At 66.1% G+C, this 22,453-nt stretch carries 23 protein-coding genes; 8 read left to right on the top strand and 15 right to left on the bottom strand.

Annotated elements, in window-relative coordinates:
- Positions 1-22: 22 nt before the first annotated feature.
- The 4 genes from CEY09_RS11890 to gpmA form a co-directional block, all read right to left on the bottom strand.
- Positions 23-778, bottom strand: coding sequence for a HesA/MoeB/ThiF family protein (locus CEY09_RS11890; protein WP_006224669.1), 756 nt, complete (start codon positions 776-778; stop codon positions 23-25).
- Positions 775-2,220: a S41 family peptidase gene (locus CEY09_RS11885; RefSeq protein ID WP_006224670.1), complete on the bottom strand. Its 1,446-nt coding sequence runs from the start codon at positions 2,218-2,220 to the stop codon at positions 775-777. The genes CEY09_RS11890 and CEY09_RS11885 overlap by 4 nt, the downstream gene beginning before the upstream one ends.
- 85 nt (positions 2,221-2,305) lie before the next feature.
- Entirely contained in the window at positions 2,306-3,898 is a 1,593-nt protein-coding gene (locus tag CEY09_RS11880; protein WP_088588735.1) for a peptidoglycan DD-metalloendopeptidase family protein, read from the bottom strand.
- Positions 3,899-4,087: 189 nt separating this feature from the next.
- Positions 4,088-4,840 (bottom strand): 2,3-diphosphoglycerate-dependent phosphoglycerate mutase, encoded by a 753-nt coding sequence (gpmA, locus tag CEY09_RS11875; RefSeq protein ID WP_006224672.1) that lies wholly within the window; start codon positions 4,838-4,840, stop codon positions 4,088-4,090.
- A 184-nt stretch (positions 4,841-5,024) separates the two neighbouring features.
- On the opposite strand from gpmA, the gene CEY09_RS11870 reads away from it, so the two are divergent.
- From CEY09_RS11870 to CEY09_RS11850, 5 genes are read left to right on the top strand one after another with little or no spacing between them, the layout of a single operon-like run.
- Positions 5,025-5,447, top strand: coding sequence for a rhodanese-like domain-containing protein (locus CEY09_RS11870; protein ID WP_006224673.1), 423 nt, complete (start codon positions 5,025-5,027; stop codon positions 5,445-5,447).
- A gap of 50 nt (positions 5,448-5,497) precedes the next feature.
- Positions 5,498-5,755 (top strand): glutaredoxin 3, encoded by a 258-nt coding sequence (gene grxC, locus CEY09_RS11865; RefSeq protein ID WP_088588734.1) that lies wholly within the window; start codon positions 5,498-5,500, stop codon positions 5,753-5,755.
- A gap of 39 nt (positions 5,756-5,794) precedes the next feature.
- A complete protein-coding gene (gene secB, locus CEY09_RS11860) occupies positions 5,795-6,334 on the top strand; it encodes a protein-export chaperone SecB (RefSeq protein ID WP_006224675.1) in 540 nt (179 codons plus the stop codon).
- A gap of 15 nt (positions 6,335-6,349) precedes the next feature.
- Entirely contained in the window at positions 6,350-7,432 is a 1,083-nt protein-coding gene (locus CEY09_RS11855; RefSeq protein WP_088588733.1) for an NAD(P)H-dependent glycerol-3-phosphate dehydrogenase, read from the top strand.
- 49 nt (positions 7,433-7,481) lie between these two features.
- The gene (locus CEY09_RS11850) at positions 7,482-8,474 is read left to right on the top strand and encodes a Bug family tripartite tricarboxylate transporter substrate binding protein (protein WP_006224677.1); all 993 of its coding nucleotides are present in this window, start codon (positions 7,482-7,484) and stop codon (positions 8,472-8,474) included.
- Between the two features lie 228 nt (positions 8,475-8,702).
- Here the strand turns inward: CEY09_RS11850 and CEY09_RS11845 are convergent, their stop codons facing one another.
- A complete protein-coding gene (locus CEY09_RS11845; RefSeq protein WP_088588732.1) occupies positions 8,703-9,173 on the bottom strand; it encodes a tRNA (cytidine(34)-2'-O)-methyltransferase in 471 nt (156 codons plus the stop codon).
- 105 nt (positions 9,174-9,278) lie between these two features.
- Entirely contained in the window at positions 9,279-9,761 is a 483-nt protein-coding gene (locus CEY09_RS11840) for a ComF family protein (protein WP_088588731.1), read from the bottom strand.
- A gap of 315 nt (positions 9,762-10,076) precedes the next feature.
- On the opposite strand from CEY09_RS11840, the gene CEY09_RS11835 reads away from it, so the two are divergent.
- Positions 10,077-11,012, top strand: a complete 936-nt coding sequence (locus CEY09_RS11835) for a methyltransferase domain-containing protein (protein ID WP_088588730.1) — start codon at positions 10,077-10,079, stop codon at positions 11,010-11,012.
- Between the two features lie 24 nt (positions 11,013-11,036).
- Here CEY09_RS11835 and CEY09_RS11830 read toward each other — a convergent pair whose 3' ends face one another.
- From CEY09_RS11830 to rsmB, 7 genes are all read right to left on the bottom strand, one after another.
- Positions 11,037-12,278, bottom strand: coding sequence for a YbdK family carboxylate-amine ligase (locus CEY09_RS11830; protein ID WP_088588729.1), 1,242 nt, complete (start codon positions 12,276-12,278; stop codon positions 11,037-11,039).
- Positions 12,279-12,605: 327 nt separating this feature from the next.
- A complete protein-coding gene (locus CEY09_RS11825) occupies positions 12,606-14,075 on the bottom strand; it encodes a TrkH family potassium uptake protein (RefSeq protein WP_088588728.1) in 1,470 nt (489 codons plus the stop codon).
- A gap of 50 nt (positions 14,076-14,125) precedes the next feature.
- On the bottom strand, positions 14,126-15,505 hold the full coding sequence (gene trkA, locus CEY09_RS11820) for a Trk system potassium transporter TrkA (RefSeq protein ID WP_088588727.1): 1,380 nt from the start codon (positions 15,503-15,505) through the stop codon (positions 14,126-14,128).
- Entirely contained in the window at positions 15,502-16,194 is a 693-nt protein-coding gene (locus tag CEY09_RS11815; RefSeq protein WP_088588726.1) for a response regulator, read from the bottom strand. The genes trkA and CEY09_RS11815 overlap by 4 nt, the downstream gene beginning before the upstream one ends.
- 11 nt (positions 16,195-16,205) lie before the next feature.
- Complete coding sequence (locus tag CEY09_RS11810) at positions 16,206-18,521, bottom strand: sensor histidine kinase (RefSeq protein WP_088588725.1); 2,316 nt, start codon at positions 18,519-18,521, stop codon at positions 16,206-16,208.
- Positions 18,518-19,108: a DUF4390 domain-containing protein gene (locus tag CEY09_RS11805; RefSeq protein WP_088588724.1), complete on the bottom strand. Its 591-nt coding sequence runs from the start codon at positions 19,106-19,108 to the stop codon at positions 18,518-18,520. Before CEY09_RS11805 ends, CEY09_RS11810 begins: the two co-directional genes overlap by 4 nt.
- A 39-nt stretch (positions 19,109-19,147) precedes the next feature.
- A complete protein-coding gene (gene rsmB / locus CEY09_RS11800; protein WP_088588723.1) occupies positions 19,148-20,485 on the bottom strand; it encodes a 16S rRNA (cytosine(967)-C(5))-methyltransferase RsmB in 1,338 nt (445 codons plus the stop codon).
- A 96-nt stretch (positions 20,486-20,581) separates the two neighbouring features.
- On the opposite strand from rsmB, the gene CEY09_RS11795 reads away from it, so the two are divergent.
- Positions 20,582-21,214, top strand: a complete 633-nt coding sequence (locus tag CEY09_RS11795) for a LysE family translocator (RefSeq protein ID WP_088588722.1) — start codon at positions 20,582-20,584, stop codon at positions 21,212-21,214.
- Positions 21,215-21,244: 30 nt separating this feature from the next.
- Here the strand turns inward: CEY09_RS11795 and CEY09_RS11790 are convergent, their stop codons facing one another.
- Positions 21,245-21,541: a type II toxin-antitoxin system RelE/ParE family toxin gene (locus tag CEY09_RS11790; RefSeq protein ID WP_088588721.1), complete on the bottom strand. Its 297-nt coding sequence runs from the start codon at positions 21,539-21,541 to the stop codon at positions 21,245-21,247.
- A complete protein-coding gene (locus CEY09_RS11785) occupies positions 21,526-21,819 on the bottom strand; it encodes a CopG family ribbon-helix-helix protein (protein WP_088588720.1) in 294 nt (97 codons plus the stop codon). The genes CEY09_RS11790 and CEY09_RS11785 overlap by 16 nt, the downstream gene beginning before the upstream one ends.
- A 282-nt stretch (positions 21,820-22,101) precedes the next feature.
- Between CEY09_RS11785 and CEY09_RS11780 the strand changes: the two genes are divergently transcribed.
- Positions 22,102-22,353, top strand: a complete 252-nt coding sequence (locus CEY09_RS11780) for a helix-turn-helix domain-containing protein (RefSeq protein ID WP_006224689.1) — start codon at positions 22,102-22,104, stop codon at positions 22,351-22,353.
- Positions 22,354-22,453 lie beyond the last annotated feature (100 nt).

Raw genomic sequence — 22,453 nt, 5'->3', positions numbered from 1 at the left:
CGCTTGGCGTGAGACGGCTGGGTCAGTGCCCGCGATGGCCGCAGACCGCGCATTCCGGGTCGCGCTGGACGTTGACGCTGCGCCATTGCATGGTGCGCACGTCCAGCCACAGCAGGCGTCCGGACAGGCTTTCGCCCACGCCGGACAGCAGCTTGAGCGCTTCGGCCGCCTGCATGCTGCCGATGATGCCGACCACCGGCGCGAATACGCCCATCGTGGCGCAGTTGGCTTCCTCGACGTCGTCGGCTTCCGGGAACAGGCAGTGGTAACAGGGCGCGTTGTCGTCGCGCAGGTCATAGACGCTGACCTGCCCGTCAAAGCGGATCGCCGCGCCGGACACCAGCGGCTTGCGATGCTGCACACAGGCGCGATTGATGGCGTGGCGCGTGGTGAAGTTGTCGGTGCAATCCAGCACCAGGTCGGCTGCGGCGACGGCGTCGGACAGCGCCTGGTCTTTCAGGCGCTCGACGCGGGCATGGACCTGCGCTTGCGGGTTGAACGCCGCCAGCATGTCGCGCCCGGACTCGGCCTTGGGGCGGCCGACGCTGGCGGTGGTGTGGAGGATCTGGCGTTGCAGGTTGCTGAGCTCGACTACGTCGTCGTCAGCCAGGGTGATGTCGCCCACGCCGGCGGTGGCCAGGTAGAGCGCAGCGGGTGAACCCAGTCCACCCGCCCCCACGATGAGCACACGCGCCGCCAGCAGTTTTTCCTGCCCTTCGATTCCCAGCTCGTCGAGCAGGATGTGGCGGGCGTAGCGCAGCAGTTGCTCGTCGTTCATTTGTCCTTGCTGGGCTCGACTCCGGTCGGCGTAATCTTCATGCGCGTGGGCGTGCCGCCGCCGGCCTTGGCGTCAGCCTTGGCTTGCGCTCGGGCCGAACCCTTTTGCACCGGCTTGCCGGCCAGCACGTTCAGCGCTTGCTGCAGCTGGAAGTCGTCCTTGCCGCCGAATTCGAACACCTTGGTCGGAACGTCGACGTTGTCCTGGTCCGAATTGGACTTCACTTCGTTCGACGTGCCCGGGTTGGACAGGTGGCGTTGCAGGTCGGCTTCGCGCGGCAGGCGGAACAGGTCGCCGTCTGCCGTATCGGCAACGACGTAGTCCGGTTCGATGCCCGTGGCCTGGATGGAACGGCCGTTGGGCGTGAAGTAGCGCGACGTGGTCAGCTTGACCGCGGTGCTTTCCGACAGCGGCAGGATGACCTGCACCGAGCCCTTGCCGAAGGTGCGGTTGCCCAGCACCTTGGCGCGCTTGTGGTCCTGCAGCGCGCCGGCCACGATCTCGGAAGCCGAGGCCGAACCGACGTTCACCAGCACCACCATCGGCACCGTCTTGGTCCAGGCCGGCAGGCCCGCCAGGTAGTTGCTTTCACCGCGGGCGTATTCCGACGGCGTGGCCAGGTACTTGTGGCGGGCGTCGGGCGTGCGGCCGTCGGTGGACACCACCAGGGCGTCGGCCGGCAGGAAGGCGCCGGACACGCCGATGGCGCTGGTCAACAGGCCGCCCGGGTCATTGCGCAGATCCAGAACCAGGCCCTTGAGCGGCTCTTTGGCGCCCAGTTCCTTCAGTTCCTTGGCAAGGTCCGAACCGGTTTTTTCCTGGAACTGCGCGACGCGGATGTAGCCCACGCCGTTGTCCAGCATCTTGCTGCGCACGCTGCGCACCTTGATGATGTCGCGGACGATCTTCAGCACGATGGGCTGGGGACGGTCGGCGCGCATGATGGTCAGCGTGATCGGCGACTTGGGTGCGCCGCGCATGAGCTTGACCGCGTCGTTCAGCGTCATGCCCTTGGTGGGCGTGTCGTCGATCTTGATGATGAGGTCGCCGGCCATGACGCCAGCGCGCGCGGCGGGCGTGCCTTCGATCGGCGAGATCACCTTCACGAAGCCGTCTTCCGCGCCGACCTCGATGCCCAGGCCGCCGAACTCGCCTTGCGTGGCCGTCTGCATTTCGCGGAAGGCGTCGGCATCCAGATAGGCGGAATGCGGATCCAGGTTGGAGACCATGCCCGAAATGGCATTGTCGATCAGGGTCTTGTCGTCGACCGCCTCGACATAGTTGTTCTTGATGGCCGCGAAAACACTGGTCAGTTGCCTGAGCTCGTCCAGGGGCAAGGGACTGCCGCGCTGGGCGACGGCTGTCACGCCAACACTAAGCAATACGCCAGCCACCGCGCCGATGGCAATCAGACCGAAACCGCGAAACTTACGAGTGCCCATGCACACTTCCCGAATTTTGTTTTCGCCGATGGGGTTTGGTAATTCACCAACGGTTTTTTACCAACGACAATTTTGCCAATGCCCCTTACTGGGCCAGCCACTGGGCCGGATCCACAGGAGCGCCACGATGGCGAATTTCAAAGTATAGGCCGGATTCCACTTGGCCGCCGGTTGCCCCTACCGTAGCAATAGTATCGCCACCTGTCACCGAATCTCCCACTCGCTTGAGCAGACTTTGGTTGTAAGCATAGACGGTCAGGTATTGCTGGCCATGATCCACAATGATGAGGTTGCCGAAGCCGCGCAGCCATTCCGCGTAAACGACCGTGCCCGGCGCCACCACCTTGACGGGGGTGCCTTCCGGCGCGCGCAGCACCACGCCCCGCCAGACGCCGCCATCCGGGCGGTCTACCCCGAAACGGCCCTGCACCTGCCCGCGCACCGGCATGGCCAGGCCATGCTTCAAGCCGTTACCGCCGCCAAGCGGGGTGGCACGGGAGGCCTGCTGGGCCGATGCACTGCGGGTTGGAGTGGTTTCGGCTTCGACTGGTTCCGCCTTTTTGGGGGGATCCGCGGGTTTTGCCGGGGCCGGCGTGTCGGCCGGGTCGGTCAGGCGGGTGTGCCGCTGTTCAGCCGGACGTAATCCGGCGGCGTCCGGGTCGGCCACGGCGACCGGGCCGCGGTTTTGGCGCGACGCCGCTTCCACCTGTTCGCGGGCCTGGGCGGCTTCGCGCGCATCGCGGCTGTCGCGGTCGCGCCGGGCGGCGTCGTCGGCTGCCAGCTTGCGGTCCGCCTCGGCCTTCTTGCGGGCGTCGTCCGCGCGGCGTTGCGCCTCGGCGCGCTTTTTGGCCTCTTCGGCGGCGCGTCGGGCTTCTTCCACCCGGCGGGCTTCCTCGGCTTTCTTGCGCGCCTCTTCGGCTTTGCGGGCCTCTTCGATCTGCTTGGTGATCGCCGCGTCCAGATCGGTGATCAGACGCGACAGGCGCTGATCGTCTCGACCCAGCTTATTGGCTTCGGCGCGCTGGGCGGCGATCTGCCCTTCCAGCTGCGCCAGCAGCGTGGCGCGTTCTTTCTGCTGGCCGACGAGCGCGGTCTTCTGCTCGGACGTTTCGGCCACGACTTTTTCAATCTCGCTGCGACGCGCGTCGGCGCGCGTCTGCAGCGCCGCCAGGCGTTCGATGTCGGCCCGCAGCGCCTGCACGGCGTTGGCGCGGGCCTGGGAGACGTAGTCAAGGTAGCCCAGATTGCGGCCCAGCACCTGAGGATCGTCGCCGGACAGCAGCGCCGTCCAGGGCGACAAGCCGCTGGTGTACTGGGTGCGCAGTTGGTCGGCGAGCTCCGCGCGGCGCTTTGCCAGCACCACCTCTTGCGCGCCGATCTGCTTTTCCAGGCCGGTCAGGTCGGCCTGCGCCTGGCGGTTGGCCTCGGCCAGCTCCCGCAAGCGCAGGTTGATCTTGGAAATGGCGGATTCCGACTGCTTGAGCGCGTCGGCCGCTTCCTTGCGGGCAGCCTCACGGCCATCGATATCCTTTTGCAGGTTTTCGATGCGGTCCCGCAAGGCGGCCTGCTGACGTTCGGCGTCGGACTGGCGTCCGGCAAGGTCGTTGGGCGCAGCGCGAGCCGACAGCACCCCACCGGTCAACATGACCGCCAACAACACCCCTGCCGTGCGACGCATAGAAGGACCTGCTCTCACCGGAGGGAGCCTCGCACAGGCTGGAAATCGGGTGCCGGGCTAGGCGCGGCCGACGCCGCGTGGCCTGCACCACGCAAGGAGGCCGCAACGACGCCTGGCGCCCGATTTCCAGCCTGCCCGAAGGGGGATTGCGCAATCATGCGAGGTTCCATCTGGTGTGAACAGGTCCTTTTAGTCCTTCTTGGCCTTGCCTTGAGCTGCTACGGCAGCCATGGCCGCCTCGATCTCGGCGGCATCGCCCAGATAATAGTGGCGGATCGGACGCAGGTCATCATCCAATTCGTAGACCAGCGGCTGGCCGGTAGGAATGTTCAGGTTGACGATGTCGTCATCGGACACATTGTCCAGGTGCTTGATCAGGGCGCGCAAGCTGTTGCCGTGGGCGGCGACCAGCACCTTGCGGCCGGCGCGGATGGCCGGGGCGATGGAATCGTTCCAGAACGGCAACACGCGTTCCACGGTGTCTTTCAGGCACTCGGTGGCCGGCAGCTGGTCGGCCGGGATCTTGGCGTAGCGGCTGTCGAAACGCGGATGGCGCTTGTCGTCCAGCGACAGCGGTTCCGGGGCGATAGCGTACGCGCGGCGCCAGATCAGGACCTGCTCGTCGCCGTACTGGGCGGCGGTTTCAGCCTTGTTCAGGCCTTGCAGGGCGCCGTAGTGACGCTCGTTCAGGCGCCAGTTCACGCCCACCGGGGTGTACATGGCGTCCATGGCGTCCAGCGCGATCCACAGGGTGCGGATGGCGCGCTTGAGCAGCGACGAATAGGCCAGATCGAAGGTGTAACCCTCTTTCTTCAGCAATTCACCGGCCTTGCGGGCCTGTTCGCGGCCGGTTTCGGTCAGGTCGACGTCCGTCCAGCCGGTGAAGCGGTTTTCCAGATTCCACTGGCTTTCGCCGTGGCGCATCAGAACAAGTTTATGCATGGTTTGGCACGCTTTCCGCGCGGGTTAAAGTTAAGGGATGGTTAAAGAATGCGCTCATTTTATAATTGAGTGATTTTGCCCTTGATTTTGCCCCGGCGCACCCGTCCATTTCCCTGGCGCGGCACCTAAGGGGACGCCAAGGGTTCGCCCCTACCAGGCTTGTCGCCGTACTTCAGGATGCCCCGTGGATCTTCTGCAATTCTTGCTCGATAAAAACAACGTCTTCATCGTCGCCGTCGCCGTCATCTCCGGCGTGATGCTGGCCATTCCGGCGCTCCGCAAGGGACGCACCGGCTCGGCCGTCAGCACCGGCGAAGCCATCCAGATGGTCAACCAGCGCAACGCCGTCTGGGTCGACGTGCGCCCCGCCGAGCAATTCCAGGCCGGCCACATCGCCCAGGCCCGCAACGTGCCGGCCGCCGACATCGAACAGAAGGCCGCCTCGCTGCCCAAGAACAAGCCGCTGGTCGTGGTTTGCGACAATGGCCGTGATTCCGCCCGCGCCGCCGCCAAGCTGCGTGCGCAAGGCTTCGCCGACGTGGTGCCGCTGGATGGCGGCATGCGCGCCTGGTCGGCCGCCAGCCTGCCGGTCACCCAGAAGGGTTGAACCGGGGCGCCCGTCCCCTTCCCTTTTCCTACCGAATCGCAGGAGCGCCTATGAATAAAGTTGTCATGTACAGCAAGGACTATTGTCCTTATTGCGCGCGCGCCAAGGCGCTGCTCGAGCAACGCGGCGTGACCGACCTGGAGATCATCCAGATCGACCGGGACCCGTCCCAGCGCGATGTCATGATCGAACGTACCGGCCGGCGCACCGTGCCGCAGATCTTCATCGGCGATACCCATGTCGGCGGTTGCGACGACTTGATGGCCCTGGACCGCTCGGGTGGCCTTGCCCCCTTGCTCAACGGCTAATCGCCTCATTTTTGCCCCCTCCCACCAACGGAAACACTCATGGCTGATCAAGACCAAAACACCCAGCAAGAAGGCGGCAACGACGCGCCCTCGTTCAATCTGCAACGCGTCTACCTGAAAGACCTTTCGCTGGAAATGCCGAACGCGCCCCACGTCTTCCTGGAGCAAGAAGCGCCCCAGGTTGAAGTGAGCATCACCGTGGGCGGCCAGCGTCTGGCCGAAACCGTGTTCGAGACCACGGTCACCGTCACCGTCACCACCCGCATCAACGACAAGGTCGTGTACCTGGTCGAAGGCACGCAAGCCGGCATCTTCGAAGCCGCCAACATCCCGGAAGAGCAGCTGGATCCGCTGCTAGGCATTGTCTGCCCGACGATGCTGTACCCGTACCTGCGCGCCAACATCGCCGACGCGATCACCCGCACCTCGATGCCGCCGTTGCACCTGACGGAAGTGAACTTCCAGGCCCTGTACGAGCAGCGCCTGGCCGAGCTGCAACAGCAGCAAGGCGCCGCCAACGGCAATGGCGCCGGTAGTGACTCGGGCATCATCCTGCCCCCCAGCGCCACCCGCCAATAAGCACGCCGCGCCCCGATGAACAATCCCACTGAGCCGCGCTTGCGCGTCGCCGTCCTGGGTGCGGGAAGTTGGGGCACCGCGCTGGCGGCGGCCTCCAGCCGCCGCCACGCCACCCTGCTTTGGGCGCGCGACGCCGCGCAGGCCGCCAGCATGGCCGCCACGCACGAGAACGCGCGCTATCTGCCTGGCATCGCTTTGCCCCAGGCCTTGAATTTCTCCTCCGATCTCGACGCCACGCTGCGCAGCCTGCAAGACGAGGGTGCGCGCCGCCTGATCGTGCTGGGCGTGCCCGTGGCCGGGCTGACCGCCATTTGCGGCGAACTGTCGCGCCGGCTGCCCGTCCTGGGTTTGCAGGACACCCCCATCGTCTGGACGTGCAAGGGCTTTGAAGCCGACACGGCCAGGCTGCCCCACGAAATCATGCGCCAGGCGCTGCCTGGCGCCATCGGTGGCGCGCTATCCGGCCCGTCCTTTGCCCGCGAAGTCGCGCAGGGGCTGCCGGTGGCGCTGACCGTCGCCAGCACCAGCGCCGCCCTGCGCGAGGCCACCACCACCGCCTTCCATGGCGCCGCGCTGCGCGTCTACGCCAGCGCCGACCTGATCGGCGTGGAAGTGGGCGGTGCGCTGAAGAACGTGATCGCGGTCGCCTGCGGCATCGGAGACGGACTGAAGCTGGGCACCAACGCCCGCGCCGCGCTCATCACCCGCGGCCTGGCCGAGATGACGCGCTTTGGCGTCGCGCTGGGCGCCCGCCCCGAGACCTTCGCCGGCCTGACCGGCCTGGGCGATCTGGTGCTGACCGCCACGGGCGAACTGTCGCGCAACCGCCGCGTCGGCCTGGAAATCGGCGCCGGCCGCAAGCTGGCCGACATCCTGGCCAGCGGCATCACGGCCGAAGGCGTGCGCTGCGCGCGCGCCGCGCTGGACCGCGCCCGCGCCATCAATGTCGAACTGCCCATCACTGAAGCCGTCTGCGCCGTGCTGTTCGACGGCGTGGCGCCCATGACCGCGGTTTCCGCCCTGCTGGCGCGCGACGCGCGCGACGAAAGCGCGGATGCCGGCGGCCCGCTGGACCCGTCGCTGGGCGGCCATCTTTGATCCCTTTCTGACAACAAGACTTCCGCACGATTCCGAGGAGACATCCTTCATGACGCAAACCCGCAAGTTCCGGGTCGGCCCGCTCCTGCGCGGCCTGTGCCTCAGCCTGGCCGCCGTGCTGCCGGCAGCCGCCCATGCCGACTGGCCCGACCACCCCATCCACATGGTCGTGCCCTTCCCGCCCGGTTCGTCGCCCGACATCCTGGCGCGCACGATCTCGGAGCCGCTGTCGCAGGCGCTGGGCCAGCCCATCGTCATCGACAACAAACCAGGCGCGGGCGGCAACATCGGCACGCGCATCGTGTCCCAGGCCAAGCCCGACGGCTACACGCTGCTCTATACGATCAACGGGCCGCTGGTCACCGCGCCCACGCTGTACAAGAAGACGCTGGGCTACGACCCGCTCACCGACCTGGCTCCCGTCTCGCTGGTGGGCACCAGCCCCAACGTGCTGGTCGTGCCGGGCAGCCTGAAGGTCGACAACGTCCAGGACTTCGTCAAGCTGGTCAAAGGCCGCGGCAATTCGCTGAACTACGGTTCGGTGGGCCCGGGCAGTTCGGCCCACTTGGCCATGGAGATGTTCAAGGAAAGCGCGGGCGTAGACCTGGCGCACATCCCCTACTCCGGATTCCCGCAGGTCATCACCGCCATCATCGGCGGCGACGTGCAAGCCGGCTTCATGGTGCCGGCCATCGCCGTGCCGCAGGCCCGCGACGGCAAGGTCAAGCTGCTGGCCGTGACCAGCCTGCAGCCCAGCGAAGCGCTGCCGGGCATCCCGACGATGGCCTCGCAAGGCTATCCCGACTTCGAAGCCATTTCGTGGAACGCGGTGCTGGCCCCCGCCGGCACGCCCACGCCGATCATCGAACGGCTGAACAGCGAACTGGCCCGCATCATCGATAGCGAAGCTGTCCGCAAGCAGCTGGCGCTGCAGTACTTCACCCCCGCGGCGTCCACCCCGGAAGCCCTGACCGCCCGCATCAAGAGCGAAAAGGCGCGCTGGGACCAGGTGATCGAAAAGCTGAAGCTGTCGCTGGATTAAGCGCGGCGGACGCGCCGACGTGACGGCGGGGCTTGCCCGCCCGACGACCGGCCGTAGGATGGGTGCAGCGCGCGCTGCACTCGGAAAGAACGCCGATGGCTAGCGCGCGAAACCCATCAAGCAGCGCCGGATTCTTGGCTGCTTCAGCCACAACGCAACCGCTGCCTGATGGGTTACGCGCGCTGAAGGTCGGAATTCATGGCGCCGCCCCCTTGCGCTTCACCCATCCTACACGCCGCCTTCGAAGCCTTGTTGACGCCAGGCTTCGAATACGGTCACCGCGACGGCGTTGGACAGGTTCAGGCTGCGTTGGCCTGCGCGCATCGGCAGCCGCAAGCGCTGCTGGGGCGCGAACATGGCTTGATGTTCGGCCGACAGCCCGGCCGTTTCGCGGCCGAACACGAACACGTCGCCCGGTTTGAAACCGATGTCCGCCACGCTGCGCTGCGCCTGCGTCGTCAACGCGTAGATGCTGGAGGCGTCGGCGCCGGTGTCGTCCAGCGCCTCTTGCAGCGTGTCGTGCACGCGCACGGGTTGCCACTCGTGATAGTCCAGGCCGGCGCGGCGCATGCGCGCGTCATCCAATTCGAAACCCAAGGGGCGCACCAGGTGCAATTGGGCGCCGGTATTGGCGCATAGCCGAATGGCGTTGCCGGTATTGGGAGGGATCTCGGGGCAGACGAGGATGACGTGGAACATGGCGGATAAGGAACAAGGACGGCTTGCGGCGCCAGATTGGCCGCTCAGGCGAATTGTCGCCGATTTGCCGGCGGGACGCGCTGGCCGGCACGGCAACCCCGCGCCTCAAGGCGTACGCGCCACCACCAGAATGGTCACGCTGGCCGCGCCCGCCGCCAACAAGGCTTCGGCGGCGGCCTGGACCGTGCTGCCCGTGGTCATGACGTCGTCGACGACCGCCACGTGACGCCCCCGCACCCGGGACGATCCGACGAACAGCCCCGCCGCGCCCGTCTGGCGCGCGCGGCGCCCCAGCGACGTCTGCCGCGGGGTTTCGCGACGCCGCCGCAGCGCGCTGCGCGCCAGGGGCAGCGCCAATTCGGCGGCCAGACTGCGGGCGATCTCGCCTGCCGGGTTCATGCCCCGTAGCCGTAGCGACGCGCGGCTGGCGGGCACCGGCACCAGCAGGACGCCGGCGGGCAGTCCCCCTTCGCGCCGGATCACGGCGGCCAACAAACGCGCCAAAACAGGCGCCATGCTCAGGCGCAGACGGGTCTTCAGCATCTGGATCAGGGCGTCGGCAGGCGGCGTGTAATCGAAGGCGGCCATCGTCCGCCCATAGGCCCGTGGCGTACCCAGGCAGGCCGGACAAGCCGACGCGGTGGCGGGCAGCCTCAGCCCGCAGCGGGAGCACCGGGGCCGCTCCCCCGGCGTAGCGGTGATGTCGTCCTCACATCCGCGGCATAGCCGCGCGCCCGCCACCCGCGCGCCGCATAGTGGGCAATCGCAGCCGATCTTGGACCACAGCCGCCGCCCCATGCCCTGTAGGGACAATCGGACCCGGCCGCCGGGATGCGCAATAATGTGTGCCATCCCTCATGAAATCATGTTCCGCCCCGCGGCGAAGACGCGGGCGCGACCGAAATGTCCCTGCCAGAATCCGCACCGCTTCCCTCCCTTCCCCTCGTCAGCGCCGACGTGCCCCGGCAGTTCGCCCGCCGCGGCGACTTGTCCGACGCGCAATTCCTCTATGGGGAAGTGGCCCGCCGCATGCTCGGCCGCCTGCAATACATCCGAGTGCAGCCTCAGGCGATGCTGGACGCGGGCTGTGGCGCGGGCGACAACCTGCCGCTGCTGCGCGAACGCTATCCGGACGCCGGCTATACCGGTCTGGACAACTGCGACCCGCTGCTGGAACAGGCCAGGAAGCGCCATGCGCCCGCGGGCCTGGGCGCCTGGATCGGCAAGCTGGCCCGCCGCGGTCCGGCTGCCCCCGCCTTCATCCATGCAGACCTGGCGGATACCGGCCTGGCCCCCGAATCGCTGGAACTGGTGTGGTCCAACCTGGCCATGCATTGGCACCGTGCCCCGCACGCCGTGCTGGCCGAATGGCGCCGCATCCTCAAGGTGGGCGGACTGGCGATGTTCTCCTGTCTGGGGCCGGCCACCCTGCGCGAACTGCGCCAGGCCCTGACCGATGCGGGCCTCGTGACCGCTACGCCGTCCTTCGTGGACATGCATGACTTTGGCGACTTGCTGGTGGAAAACGGCTTTGCGGACCCGGTCATGGACCAGGAACTGCTGACCCTGACCTATCGCAGCCCTGAAAAGCTGCTGGCGGACGTGCGTGCGCTGGGCGGCAACCCCGCCGAGGGGCGCCGCGGCGGACTGGTCGGCCGCGACTGGCGCGACCGGCTGTGCGCCGCGCTGGAAGCGCAACGCCGGCCGGACGGCCTGATTGCATTGACGATTGAAGTGGCCTACGGCCACGCCTGGCGCGCCGCTGCACACCGCACGGTGGCCGGGGAAACCCGGCTGTCCGTCAGCGCGATCGGCGGCCGGCACCGCGGGAACCCCTGAAACCAGGGGCCCGCGGCGAGCCGCTTAGTGCAGGCGTTCTGGCAGGGGCACGCTGACCCCGGGTTCAGAGGCCGACAGCGGTTGCATAGGCTCTGAATTGGCGCGAATGCGCCGGCGCAGCACGGCCGTGGGTTCCGCCGGGGCGGCCGCAGCCGCCTCGCCGCGCCAGGCGTGCGTCATGGCGTCCACCACCAGCGGCAGATCGCGCAGACGATGGAACTGGCTGCGCAGCCAACGGGCGTCGTTGCCGCTGCGCATGGCTTCGTCGCGCAGCGCGGCGATCATGTCGCCCGTGCCCAGTTCTTCGGCCACCGGCATCAGCCGCTGGAACAAGGCGCGCAGATGGTCCATCAGGCGCATACGCTGGCCTTCCGGCGTGACATAGCTGCCCTGCAGGCCGAAACGGCAAGCCTGGAAGTGGTTGCTGCGATAGGACAGCCAGGCGTTGTCGCTGGGGTCATCCTCGCGCATCAGCAAGACCGCCAGCGCCTGTGCGAAGGCCGCGATCTGGCAGGCGCGCTCGACCGTCAAGGGGGTATCGCAGACGCGGATCTCGACCGTGCCGAACTCCGGCTTCGGGCGGATATCCCAGTACAGGTCCTTGATGCTTTCGGCCAGGCCGTAGGCGCGCAACTGCGACAGGTGCGCCTCGAACTGGTACCAGTCCTTGACCTCGGGCGGCATGTGGCCGGCCAGCGGGAAACTGTTCACCGCGTTCAGACGCGAGCACGAAAACAGGGTGTCAACGCCTTCGCAATACGGGGACGAGGCCGACAACGCGATGAAGTGCGGCACATAGGGCGACAGGCGGCGCAACAGTTTGATGGAATCGTCGCCGCTCTTCACGCCCAAATGGATGTGTTGGCCGAAAACCGTAAATTGACGCGCCAGGTAACCGTACATTTCGGCCAAGTACTGGAAGCGCGGGGTGTCCGAGATGGAGCGCTCTTGCCAGCGCATGAAGGGGTGGGCGCCGCCGCCGGCGACCGATACGCCGACTGCGTCGGCCGCTTCGACCAGGGCGTCGCGCATCTCGCGCATTTCAGCCAAGAGGCCCATGGGGTGCTCATGCACCGAGGAGTTCAGTTCGATCATGGACCGCGTGATTTCCGGTTTAACGCGGTCGGCAATGGGATGGTTGGCCATTTGGGCCAGCAGCTCATCAGAGGCTGCAGTCAAATCAAAACTACGGGGGTCGATCAGTTGCAGCTCGAGTTCGATGCCCAAGGTGTTGGGGGCCGACGAAATGAACGGGATCTGTTCCATCTCGGACTCCTTTGAATGTTTGATGAGGGACGCGCCGTTCGACCTTGAAGCCCGGTAACTTCCCGGGGGGCACTAGACGGCGACTTGTGAACGCATGATAGCCGCAGGTTTGTGGCAAAACGATTGAAAATCGTGACATTTGTGTGCAACATCGCGATGCAATCGGTTTTGCCCTCTGAAGAGAAGTGAGCAAGCGCTTACAACATAGAAACGGCGCGGGTTGCGGGCCGATGGCGGCCGCAATGGCAGTCGGGAAGCGGTTTTCGAGATGGGGTGGGATAACCCTTATTAGGGTTATCCCTTAGGATTTTTCCGACCTGGTGGCCCTTATTTGCGCCAAAAAATGGGCGTGAACAGCACCAGGACGGTTAAGAGTTCCAGGCGGCCGATCAGCATGGCAAAGGTGCAGACCCAGATCTGGAAATCGGACAGCACCGCGAAGTTGCCCATGGGGCCCACGGGTCCCAGGCCTGGCCCAGTGTTGTTGACGCTGGCGAAAACGGCCGAGAACGCCGTGATGGGGTCCAGTCCGGAGAGCAGCAGCAAGCTGGTGAAAACCGCGATAGAGAGCCCGTAGAACAGCATGAAGGCCAGCACGGAAGACATGGTCCGGCTTTCCACTGCCCTGCCGTTGATGCGCACCGGACTGACCGCATGCGGGTGCAACATTGTTACAAGCTCGTTCTTCGCCTGTTTGACCAGGAGGATGGCGCGGATCATCTTGATCCCGCCCCCCGTCGACCCGGCAGACGTCGCGAATCCCGACAGCAGCAGCATGGTCAGGGGCGCGAACAGGGGCCACTGCGCAAAGTCGGTATTGGCATACCCGGTGGTGGTGGCCATGGAAATGGTGTTGAACATGCCGTAGCGCAGGGCTTCCAGCGGCGAGCCGTAGACGCCCTTCACGTACAGGAAGACCGAAATGACGAGCCCGACGCCCAGGACGACGACCAGGTAAGGCACCGCTTCCGGGCAGCGCCAATAGGCGCGCACGCTGCGCTGGCGGAACGCGTTGAAGTGCGTGGCGAAGTTGATGCCGGCGATCAGCATGAACACCATGGCCACCATCTCCACGGCCACCGAGTCGAAATGGGCGAAGCCGTCGTCCCACGTCGAAAACCCGCCCAGCCCCATCGTGGTGGCCATGTGGCACCAGGCCTCGAACCAGGACAGCCCCACAGCCCGGTAAGCCAGGAAACACAGGATCGAAAACACGAAATACACCGCGTACAGGGCCTTGGCCGTGCTGGCGATGCGGGGCGTCAGCCGCTCGTCTTTCATGGGGCCCGGCGTTTCGGCCCGCACGACCTGATGGCCGCCCACCCCCAGCAGGGGCAGAATCGCCACCGCCAGCACGAGGATGCCCATGCCGCCGATCCAGATCAGCGTGGCGCGCCACAGGTTGATCGACGCGGGCAAGGCGTCCAGATTGGTCAGGACCGTGGCGCCGGTGGTCGTCAGCCCCGACATGGCTTCGAAATAGGCGCCGGTGAAAGACAGCGGCAGTCCGGCCCCGTGGAAATACAGCATCAACGGAATGGCCGCCAGCAGCGGCAGCCCGGCCCAGACGGCTGAGACCAGCACAAAACCGTCGCGCGCGCGCAGTTCGCAGCGGCTGCGCCGGGTCAAGGCGGCCAGCCCGCCCCCGATGCCCACCGAAATCAGGAAGCCGTTCAGGAAAGCCTCACGCGCCGCGTCGCCGCCGACATAGGCGACGATGAGCGGAATCAGCATGGTGAGGGCGAACATCACCATGGTCAGGCCCAGGATATAGAGGGTGCCCAGAACGCGCTTCATGGGAGCCTATCCGGCGCAATGCCCGCGGCGGAGCAGGGAAAGGGTGGGCATCAGAAGAACGACGCCGAGACTTGGAACAGCTTTTCCACGCGCGGCATCTGCCGGCGCGAGGGTACGAAGACGATCACGTGGTCGTCCGTTTCGATCACGGTGTCGGCGTCCGGCAGGATGATTTCGTCGCCGCGGACCAGCGCGCCGATGCTGGCGCCCTTGGGCAGGCTGATCTGCCCGACCGGCCGGCCCACCACCTTGGAGGTCGAGCGGTCGCCGTGGGCGATGGCTTCCAGCGCCTCGGCCACGCCCTGGCGCAGGCGATGCACGGCGGCCACGTCGCCACGGCGCACGTGGCGCAGCAGTTCGCTCATCGTCGCCTGCGACGGCGACACGGCGATATCGATATGGCTGCCCTGCATCAATTCGCCGTACGCCTGGCGGTTGATCAGCGCGATCACCTTGCGAGCGCCCAGGCGCTTGGCCAGCAGCGAGGACATGATGTTGTCTTCGTCGTCGCTGGTCAGCGCCAGCCACGTGTCCATGTCTTCGATGTTCTCGCGTTCCAGCAAGGCTTCGTCGGTGCCGCTGCCGTGCAGGACCAGCACGCTGTCGGGCAACTGGGTCGCCAGGTATTCGCAGCGCTTCAGGTCGCGTTCGATGATGCGGACGCTGTACTTTTCTTCGGCCAGCTGGCGCGCCAGGCGCAGGCCGATATTGCCGCCGCCCGCGATCATCACGCGGCGCACGGCGCGTTCGGCTTCGCGCAGCTGGCGCACGGCCCGGCGCGCATCGCGCGAATCCACCACCAGCACGACCTCATCGCCCGGGGCGATCACTGTGCCGCTGCCGGCCCGTAGCGGACGCCCGCCGCGCAGCACGTCGATCACCCGCGCCTTCACGTCGGGCCACACGTCGCGCAGCTTGTCGACGGGAGAATGCGCCATCGGACTGCCATGTCCTACCCGCACGGTCACGACGCAAACGCGGCCTTCGGCGAATTCCACGACCTGCAAGGCCTCCGGGAACTCGATCAGGCTGTGCAGATAGGTGGTGACGCTGCGTTCGGGGCTGATCAGGGCGTCGATGCAGAAGCCGTCTTCGCTCATCAGTTCCGGGTGTTCCGGGAACTCGGCCGAACGGATGCGGGCGATGCGGCGGGGGATGTTGAACAGCTGGCGGGCGATCTTGCATGCCACCATGTTGGCGGTGTCGGAGGCCGCACAGGCGATGAGCAGGTCGGTATCGGCGGCGCCGGCCGCTTCCAGCACCGACACCTGCGAGCCGTCGCCATGGACGACGCGCAGGTCGAAGTGTTCTTGCAGGTATTGAAGCTGCGTGGGATCTGAATCCACCACGGTGATGTCGTTTTCTTCGGACACCAGGTTTTCGGCCACGCTGGTGCCTACGCGACCAGCGCCCATGATCAGGATTTTCATGTGCTGCGCTTGCGCGCCGACTCGATGCCCAATTGCTTGAGCTTGCGGTAAAGGTGAGTGCGTTCCAGCCCGGTGCGTTCGGACACGCGCGTCATGCTGTGGCTTTCGCGGACCAGGTGGTATTCAAAATAGATGCGCTCGAACTCGTCGCGCGCTTCACGCAGCGGCTGGTCCAGCGAAATGCTGCCCAGTTGGCCGTTGGACGTGACCGGCACTTCGTTGGCGGGCGCCACCGTCAAGACCGGGGGATCCAGCTCGTCTTCCAGCGCGACAGTAGCGCTGGCGGCGGCCGGATGCGCGGCGGCAGGTGCCGGATGCGGGGCGCGCCCGCGCGCCAATCCCGCCGCAACGGTCTTCAGCAGACGTTGCAGCGTGATGGGCTTTTCCAGGAAATCCATGGCGCCGATGCGCGTGGCCTCGACCGCCGTATCGATGGTGGCGTGGCCGCTCATCATGATCACAGGCATGTCGAGCAGGCCTTGCGAACCCCACTCTTTCAGCAAACTTACGCCATCGGTGTCGGGCATCCAGATGTCCAGCAACACCAGATCAGGACGCATGCGAAGGCGTGCGGCGCGCGCTTGCGCCGCGTTTTCGGCCAATTCGACCGTGTGTCCTTCGTCGTAAAGGATCTCCGACAAAAGCTCGCGTATACCGACTTCGTCGTCAACCACCAGAATTCTGGCCATAAAGCATCCACCTATTGCGTAGCCGCATTATCCTTTTCTTGCGCGGTCGCGTCCATAGTATCTGCCCCGGGAGCCAACCGGGTCAACAAGATGGAAATCCGCGCGCCTCCTTCCTTGCGGTTGGCAAGGTCGATCCGTCCGCCATGCTCTTCCACAATCTTGCGTACGATTGCCAATCCTAACCCAGTCCCGTGAGACTTGGTGGTTACGTAGGGCTCGAACGCACGCTGCATCACCTGCGGCGGGAAGCCCGGCCCGGTGTCGGCAACGGTAAATCTCAGTGCCTGCTGATCAGCCCGGTCGGGCTGTTCGCTGCGCATCAGCTGAGTCGTGACGCTGACCCGGCCTTCTCCGCCCAACTCGGCGATGGCGTCGCGGGCGTTGGACATCAGGTTGTGGATCACCTGGCGCAGCTGCGTAGGATCGCCCTCGATCGCCGGCAAATCCGCCCCCAGGTTCACGTCCAGGTTCATGGCCTTGCCGGTCAGCCGGGACGCACCGCCCTCCGGCTCCCAGCCATACAGCGACAGTACGTCGGCCACCAGCGCGTTGAAATCGATGCGCTGCATGACGGCCGGCGGCGTGCGGGCATATTCGCGGAAGTCGTCCACCATCTGCTTGAGCGACGCCACCTGGTTGACGATGGTGTTGGTAGACCGCTCGACGATCTGCGCTTCGGCAGGCTGCAGCTTGCCTTCCAGCTTCATGGCCAGACGTTCGGCAGACAGCTGGATCGGCGTCAGCGGGTTCTTGATCTCGTGGGCCAGCCGGCGCGCCACTTCGCCCCAGGCCACGGTCCGGTTGGCCGAAATCACTTCGGTGATGTCATCGAACACCACCAGATAGCCGTTGCCGCGCCCGTCCACTCGCAGGTGGGTGCCGCGCGCCAGCAGGGTCAGCGGCTGCGGCGCGGCGGGCGCGTCGCCCTGGGCCGGGCTGATCTCGAACTGCTGCTGCCAGTGCTGGCGCTCCGATCCCACGGCCGCGTGGGTGGAAAACGCCTGGCGCACGATATTGGCGAACTCCAGCATGCCGTCCACGGTTTCAAGCGGGCGGCCGATCACCGAACGCAGGTCCACGCCCAGGATGGTCTGGGCGCCCTGGTTGACCGTGGTGACGCGGAACGACTCGTCGAACACCAACACGCCGGAGGACAGGTTGGACAGCACGCTTTCCAGATAGACGTTGGAGCGTTCCAGCTGCTGGCGGTTGCTTTCCACCATGCGCCGGGCCTCGTCCAGTTGCCGTGTCATGGCGTTGAACGACCGCGTCAGTTGGCCGACTTCGTCGCGTTCAGGCGGCTCGGGCAGCGGCCGGTAGTCGCCCACGCCCACGGCCTGCGTGCCGCCGGCCAGGCTCAGCAACGGCCGCACCAGCCGCTTGGACAGGGACAGCGCCACCGCGATTGCGCCGAACGCGGCCAGCAGCAGCGCCAGCGTCAGCGTAATGCCATAGAGCTTGCGCAGCCCCAGGCGGGACAGCGCCAGCTCTTGATAGTCGCGAAAGCCCTGCTGCACCAGATTGGCGTTGTGCGCAATCTGCTCGGGCACGGGCTGCAGCAGTTGCAGCCAGCGCGGTTCGGAGGCCGCGCCCAGCAGGTTGTCGTAGCGGTCAGGCCCGGTCAGCGGGATCACCACGCGCAGATGCAGCCCGCCTTCGGCGCCCGCCGTAACGGGGTCATCGGCTTCGGCCGCGGAATAGCCGCGCGCCAGCCGCAGCTGGTTCATGACGGTCGACGGCGGCATCGCCGGCATCAACTGGCCATATTGGCTGGTGGAAAACGCCACCATGCGCCCACTGCCCGTGAACACCATGGCCTCTTGCACGCCGTTGGTCTCGCGCAGCCGGGTCAGGGCCAGCGTCACGCCGCTGTCAGTGCTGCGGTTCAGCTCCATGGCCATGGAGCGCGCGCGGGTATCCAGGTCGGCCAGCAGGGAGTCCAAGGCGGCACGGCCCAGGTTCAGGCCCGCTTCCAACGCCGTATCGACCCGCACGTTGAACCAGGATTCGATGGAGCGCGACATGAACTGCACCGACACGGTGTAGATCAGGGCCCCGGGCACCACGCCGATCAAGGCGAAAGCCAAAGAAAACCGCGCCGTGAGGCGCGCGCCGAATTGCCGGCGCCGGATCTGGCGCGCCAGCCGCACCGTCAGCGCCACCACCCAGATGAACAGCGCCAGGGCGAAAATGCCGTTCAGCACCAGCAACGTGTCGTAGTAGCGCGCAAAGCGCGAGGCATTGCCCGTGGACCATGCCAGCAAACCCAGCAACGCCAGGCCGCTTACGGCACCCACCATCAGGGCCAGCCGGAGCAACAGCCTCATGAGGGATCTTTCTCCTTGCCGCTCAGCGTGAACGAGAAGTCCATCCAGGGAGTCCCCTGCGCCCAGGAGCTGCTATTCAAGGCGTTCACCTGGAACGGGCGGGGCAAGAGCGAGGTGTCCAGGCGCAGCCGGAGCTGGCCGCCGTACAGCACCCCTTCGTCGAATTCGCCGGCGTCCGCCACGGGCCAATTGCGGATGTGGCGGATGACGCTCATGGCGTCGTCCAGCGACGCCACCGGGAAGGACAGTTCGCCCACCCCCGCGCGCCATTGCCGGGTCAATGCGTTATAGACGACCCGCCACGTGCGGGACGTATCCACCAGGGACTTGTCGAACCACCACCAGCGTTCCCGCGTCATGGTGAGATCGGCCGTGAAATACAAGGGGACGCCGCGCTGGGCAGCGTCCCGCAACTGCTGATTCAGTTCGAATTCGATGTCGGCATCGATCTCGAGGCGGCCGTTGCGCACGACGGGATCGACCCGTACGACCTTCGGTTCAGCGCCATATACCTCGCCGCCCGGCACCAGGGAAAGCAAGGCAGATACCAGCAACAACCCAAGAAATAAACGCGAAATAATGGACATACGACACCGAAACACCGTCATGCCCCTATTCTTGGTGATTCAGGACTGCTTGGCAAACAAGGCGTAGAAAAACCCGTCATGTTGGGCTGCCGGTGTTGCATCGACCGCAACTGGCAGCAATTGGCCCGGCGCGTCCAGCCGCTGGGCCTCGGGGTGGCGTTGCAGGAACTCCAGGGCCTGGCGGGCGCCCTCGATCGGGAAGACCGAGCACGTCACATAGAGCAGGCGGCCGCCGGGCGCCACGGTCTGCCACAGGGAATCCAGGATCTTGGCCTGCAGCGTAGCGGTGCGGCGCACGTCGTTTTCGCGGCGCAGCCAGCGGATGTCCGGGTGGCGGCGCACGATGCCCGAGGCCGTGCAGGGCACGTCCGCCAGCACGGCATCAAAGGGCTTGCCGTCCCACCAGGCGTCCAGGTCCGACGCATCAGCCGCTTTCATCTGGACGCGATTGCTTGCCAGACCCAGGCGGTCCAGGTTCTGTTCCACGCGTTCGAGGCGCTCGCCGTCGGCATCCAGGGCCAGCAGATCGATGTCGGCCAGTTCCAGCAGGTGGGCAGTCTTGCCGCCAGGCGCCGAGCAGGCGTCCAGCACGCGCATGCCGTCGGCCGGCGCCAGCAATTCAGCCGCCAACTGCGCGCCGGCGTCCTGCACCGACCACCAGCCTTCGGCAAAGCCGGGCAACTGGGTCACCGGCTTGGGGCTGCTCATCACCAGGCCGGCCTGACCCACGGGTTCGGCCGACAGGCCGGCTTCCTGGAAAGCGGCCAGCACCTGTTCGCGGCTGGCGCGGCGCCGGTTGACGCGCAAGGTCAGCGGCGCGGGCACATTGGCCGAGGCCAGGATCTCGCGCCATTGCTGCGGATAGGCCACGCCCAGCTGCTTGACCCACCAGCCAGGATGGTTCCACTGGGCCTCGGGGCTGTCGGCCACCGCGGCTTCCAGCGCCGCGCGCTCGCGCAGGAAGCGGCGCAGGCAGGCGTTGAGCATGCCCTTGAAGGACGCCAGGGCGCGGGTATTGGAGGCAGCCGTCACGGCCTGGTCCACGACCGTATGCGGCGCGTACACCGGCATGCCGGGCAACGCGGCGGCGGCATCGCCCTCTTCTTTCAGCAAGGTCAGGGATACCAGGAGCAGCGATTCGAACAGCACGCTGGGGTAGCGCTGGACCAGTTCACGGCCCACGGCATCGGCCCAGCCCAGATAACGCATGGCATGGAAGGACACGGCCTGGGTGGCCGGGCGCAGGGCGGAACTCACGTCCGTCAGCGCGTCCGTCAGGGAACGGCCGTCCAGCACGCCCTCGACCACCCCCGCGCTGGAAAGAAGAACGGAGGAAAGCGGGGGAGCCAGATGGGGGGAGTCGGAACGCGTGGACATGGTGGGAATTCAGAGGATAAGACCGATATGGTAGCCGGACCTGGACGAATGGCGGCGCGCGCGTCAAACTGGCCTCTCCCTGGGAGCGCTTTTCTTATGACTACCGCCACGCTGCTGCTGTTCATCCTGGCTTCGGCCGTCGCCATCGTGACACCCGGCCCGACGACCCTGCTGGCCCTGAACAACGGCTCGCGCCACGGCGTGCGCGCCGCAGGCTGGGGTATGGCCGGCGCGGTGCTGGCCGATCTGATCCTGGTGGGCTGCGTGGCGTCCGGCCTGGGTGTGGTGTTGGCGGCCTCCGAAGTCGCCTTCCAGCTGATCAAGTGGGTGGGCGCGGCCTATCTGGCCTACCTGGGCTGGAAGATGCTGCGCTCGGACGCGGCGCTGGTCCTGCCGTCGGCCGCATCCGCCGCGGACCGGCCCGCAGGCCTGACGCTGGGGTTACGCAGCTTCATGGTGGCGCTGACCAATCCCAAGGCGCTGCTGTTCATGTCGGCGTTCCTGCCCCAATTCATCGACCCGCAAGCACCGCTGCTGACCCAGTACGCCATCGTCGCCTGCGTGCTGGCCACCATCAATATCCTGACCATGCTGGTCTACGCCACGCTGGGCGCCCAACTGGTGCGCGCCTTACAGGGATCGGGCCTGCGCTGGCTGAACCGCGTCTGCGGCAGCCTGATGATCGGCCTGGCGGGAACGCTGGCGCTATACCGACGCGGGGCACCGTAAAGGGCAAAAGGGATCAGGGCGCCCAGGCTTTCAATAGCCGAGCTCTTTTTGGTGGCGAAAGGCAAGAATGGTGACGGCGCCAGGATCGATTCGATAACGCGCGACATAGCCGCTGTCTCCGAAATCAATCACCCACTCGCGGAATGCGTCTGGCATATCTTCGATAGGCCGGCCGATCTGCGGTTGCAGGGCAAGCACACGCATGGCCTGGATGATGGTTTGTCCGGCGCGTCTGGCCGCAGCAGGATTCACGGGCCGCAGGAACTCGCGCAAACGTTCCAAATCGCGGATGGCGTTGGGTGCGTATCTGACTACGGCTTGCGACACGGCGGAGCGGGCAGTTCTTCATCAGCGCCCCAACTGGCCAGCCATGCATCCACCTCTTGCGCCGTGGCGTGCAGGCCCGTGCTGCGATATTCCTTCCAGGCCTCGAGCGTGTCTTGCCGAAAGGCGTCGCGCTTTTCTTCGCGTTCGACGTACTGCGTGATCGCCTCGCGCATCAGCCAATGGGCAGTGCGATGACGCGACTCCGCCAAGCGTTTCAATCGTGTCTTGATGTCGTCGTTGATCTTGACTGCAACAGGGCGAGCGGCGACGGCGGGCATGGCAGTCTCCAGAAGGAGGTATTGTGAAGTATTACCTTATCATACCCATATCACCCTTAATAAGGGACGCACCACTACCGGACCATTTCCCGTATGAACGTCCCCGGCGTTGCGAAGACGCCCCTGCACGGCGCCCAGCCTACGCCACACCGCGGAACCCTTTCGCTACCGCCCCCTACGGCATTGCCGTATAATTCCCCGCTTCCCCGCAGTGGCTGCCCCGCGCATCGCAAGAACCCTGGCGATGGCGAGCAGTCGCGCTGCCCGTAAATTGAACGAGTCATGAAGAAAGTAGCACCGCCGGCGCTTCCCGCCCGGTGGCAGGCGTCGCATATCAGCGAAGCGCGCAGCCGCGTTGGTTTGCCGCAAGCGGATTTCGCGGAATTGCTGGGCGTCAGCGTGCGCACCTTGCAGGATTGGGAGCAGGGCCGGCGTAATCCGTCCGGCGCTGCGCAGACCTTGCTGCAAGTGGCCATCCTCCACCCGGAAACGCTGCGCGACCTGCCGCCCCGCCAACCAGGCAAACCCGCCTGAACCCGAACATTTGACGAATACCCCGCCGCACCGCATGAGCCGGTGCGCGAACCTACGGTGAACCAGATTGGAAATTCTTGAGCAATCCCGGCCCGGCAAA

Source organism: Achromobacter marplatensis, assembly GCF_002209535.1.
GTDB lineage: Bacteria > Pseudomonadota > Gammaproteobacteria > Burkholderiales > Burkholderiaceae_B > Achromobacter > Achromobacter marplatensis.
This window is presented reverse-complemented; position numbering and strand designations above follow the sequence as displayed.

Excerpts from the sequence above, each read along its gene's own strand:
- CEY09_RS11890 (WP_006224669.1), bottom strand. The coding sequence starts at position 778 with ATGAACGACGAGCAACTGCTGCGCTACGCCCGCCACATCCTGCTCGAC.
- CEY09_RS11885 (WP_006224670.1), bottom strand. The coding sequence starts at position 2,220 with ATGGGCACTCGTAAGTTTCGCGGTTTCGGTCTGATTGCCATCGGCGCG.
- CEY09_RS11880 (WP_088588735.1), bottom strand. The coding sequence starts at position 3,898 with ATGCGTCGCACGGCAGGGGTGTTGTTGGCGGTCATGTTGACCGGTGGG.
- gpmA (WP_006224672.1), bottom strand. The coding sequence starts at position 4,840 with ATGCATAAACTTGTTCTGATGCGCCACGGCGAAAGCCAGTGGAATCTG.
- grxC (WP_088588734.1), top strand. The coding sequence starts at position 5,498 with ATGAATAAAGTTGTCATGTACAGCAAGGACTATTGTCCTTATTGCGCG.
- secB (WP_006224675.1), top strand. The coding sequence starts at position 5,795 with ATGGCTGATCAAGACCAAAACACCCAGCAAGAAGGCGGCAACGACGCG.
- CEY09_RS11855 (WP_088588733.1), top strand. The coding sequence starts at position 6,350 with ATGAACAATCCCACTGAGCCGCGCTTGCGCGTCGCCGTCCTGGGTGCG.
- CEY09_RS11850 (WP_006224677.1), top strand. The coding sequence starts at position 7,482 with ATGACGCAAACCCGCAAGTTCCGGGTCGGCCCGCTCCTGCGCGGCCTG.
- CEY09_RS11845 (WP_088588732.1), bottom strand. The coding sequence starts at position 9,173 with ATGTTCCACGTCATCCTCGTCTGCCCCGAGATCCCTCCCAATACCGGC.
- CEY09_RS11840 (WP_088588731.1), bottom strand. The coding sequence starts at position 9,761 with ATGGCCGCCTTCGATTACACGCCGCCTGCCGACGCCCTGATCCAGATG.
- CEY09_RS11835 (WP_088588730.1), top strand. The coding sequence starts at position 10,077 with ATGTCCCTGCCAGAATCCGCACCGCTTCCCTCCCTTCCCCTCGTCAGC.
- CEY09_RS11830 (WP_088588729.1), bottom strand. The coding sequence starts at position 12,278 with ATGGAACAGATCCCGTTCATTTCGTCGGCCCCCAACACCTTGGGCATC.
- CEY09_RS11825 (WP_088588728.1), bottom strand. The coding sequence starts at position 14,075 with ATGAAGCGCGTTCTGGGCACCCTCTATATCCTGGGCCTGACCATGGTG.
- trkA (WP_088588727.1), bottom strand. The coding sequence starts at position 15,505 with ATGAAAATCCTGATCATGGGCGCTGGTCGCGTAGGCACCAGCGTGGCC.
- CEY09_RS11815 (WP_088588726.1), bottom strand. The coding sequence starts at position 16,194 with ATGGCCAGAATTCTGGTGGTTGACGACGAAGTCGGTATACGCGAGCTT.
- CEY09_RS11810 (WP_088588725.1), bottom strand. The coding sequence starts at position 18,521 with ATGAGGCTGTTGCTCCGGCTGGCCCTGATGGTGGGTGCCGTAAGCGGC.
- CEY09_RS11805 (WP_088588724.1), bottom strand. The coding sequence starts at position 19,108 with ATGTCCATTATTTCGCGTTTATTTCTTGGGTTGTTGCTGGTATCTGCC.
- rsmB (WP_088588723.1), bottom strand. The coding sequence starts at position 20,485 with ATGTCCACGCGTTCCGACTCCCCCCATCTGGCTCCCCCGCTTTCCTCC.
- CEY09_RS11795 (WP_088588722.1), top strand. The coding sequence starts at position 20,582 with ATGACTACCGCCACGCTGCTGCTGTTCATCCTGGCTTCGGCCGTCGCC.
- CEY09_RS11785 (WP_088588720.1), bottom strand. The coding sequence starts at position 21,819 with ATGCCCGCCGTCGCCGCTCGCCCTGTTGCAGTCAAGATCAACGACGAC.
- CEY09_RS11780 (WP_006224689.1), top strand. The coding sequence starts at position 22,102 with ATGAAGAAAGTAGCACCGCCGGCGCTTCCCGCCCGGTGGCAGGCGTCG.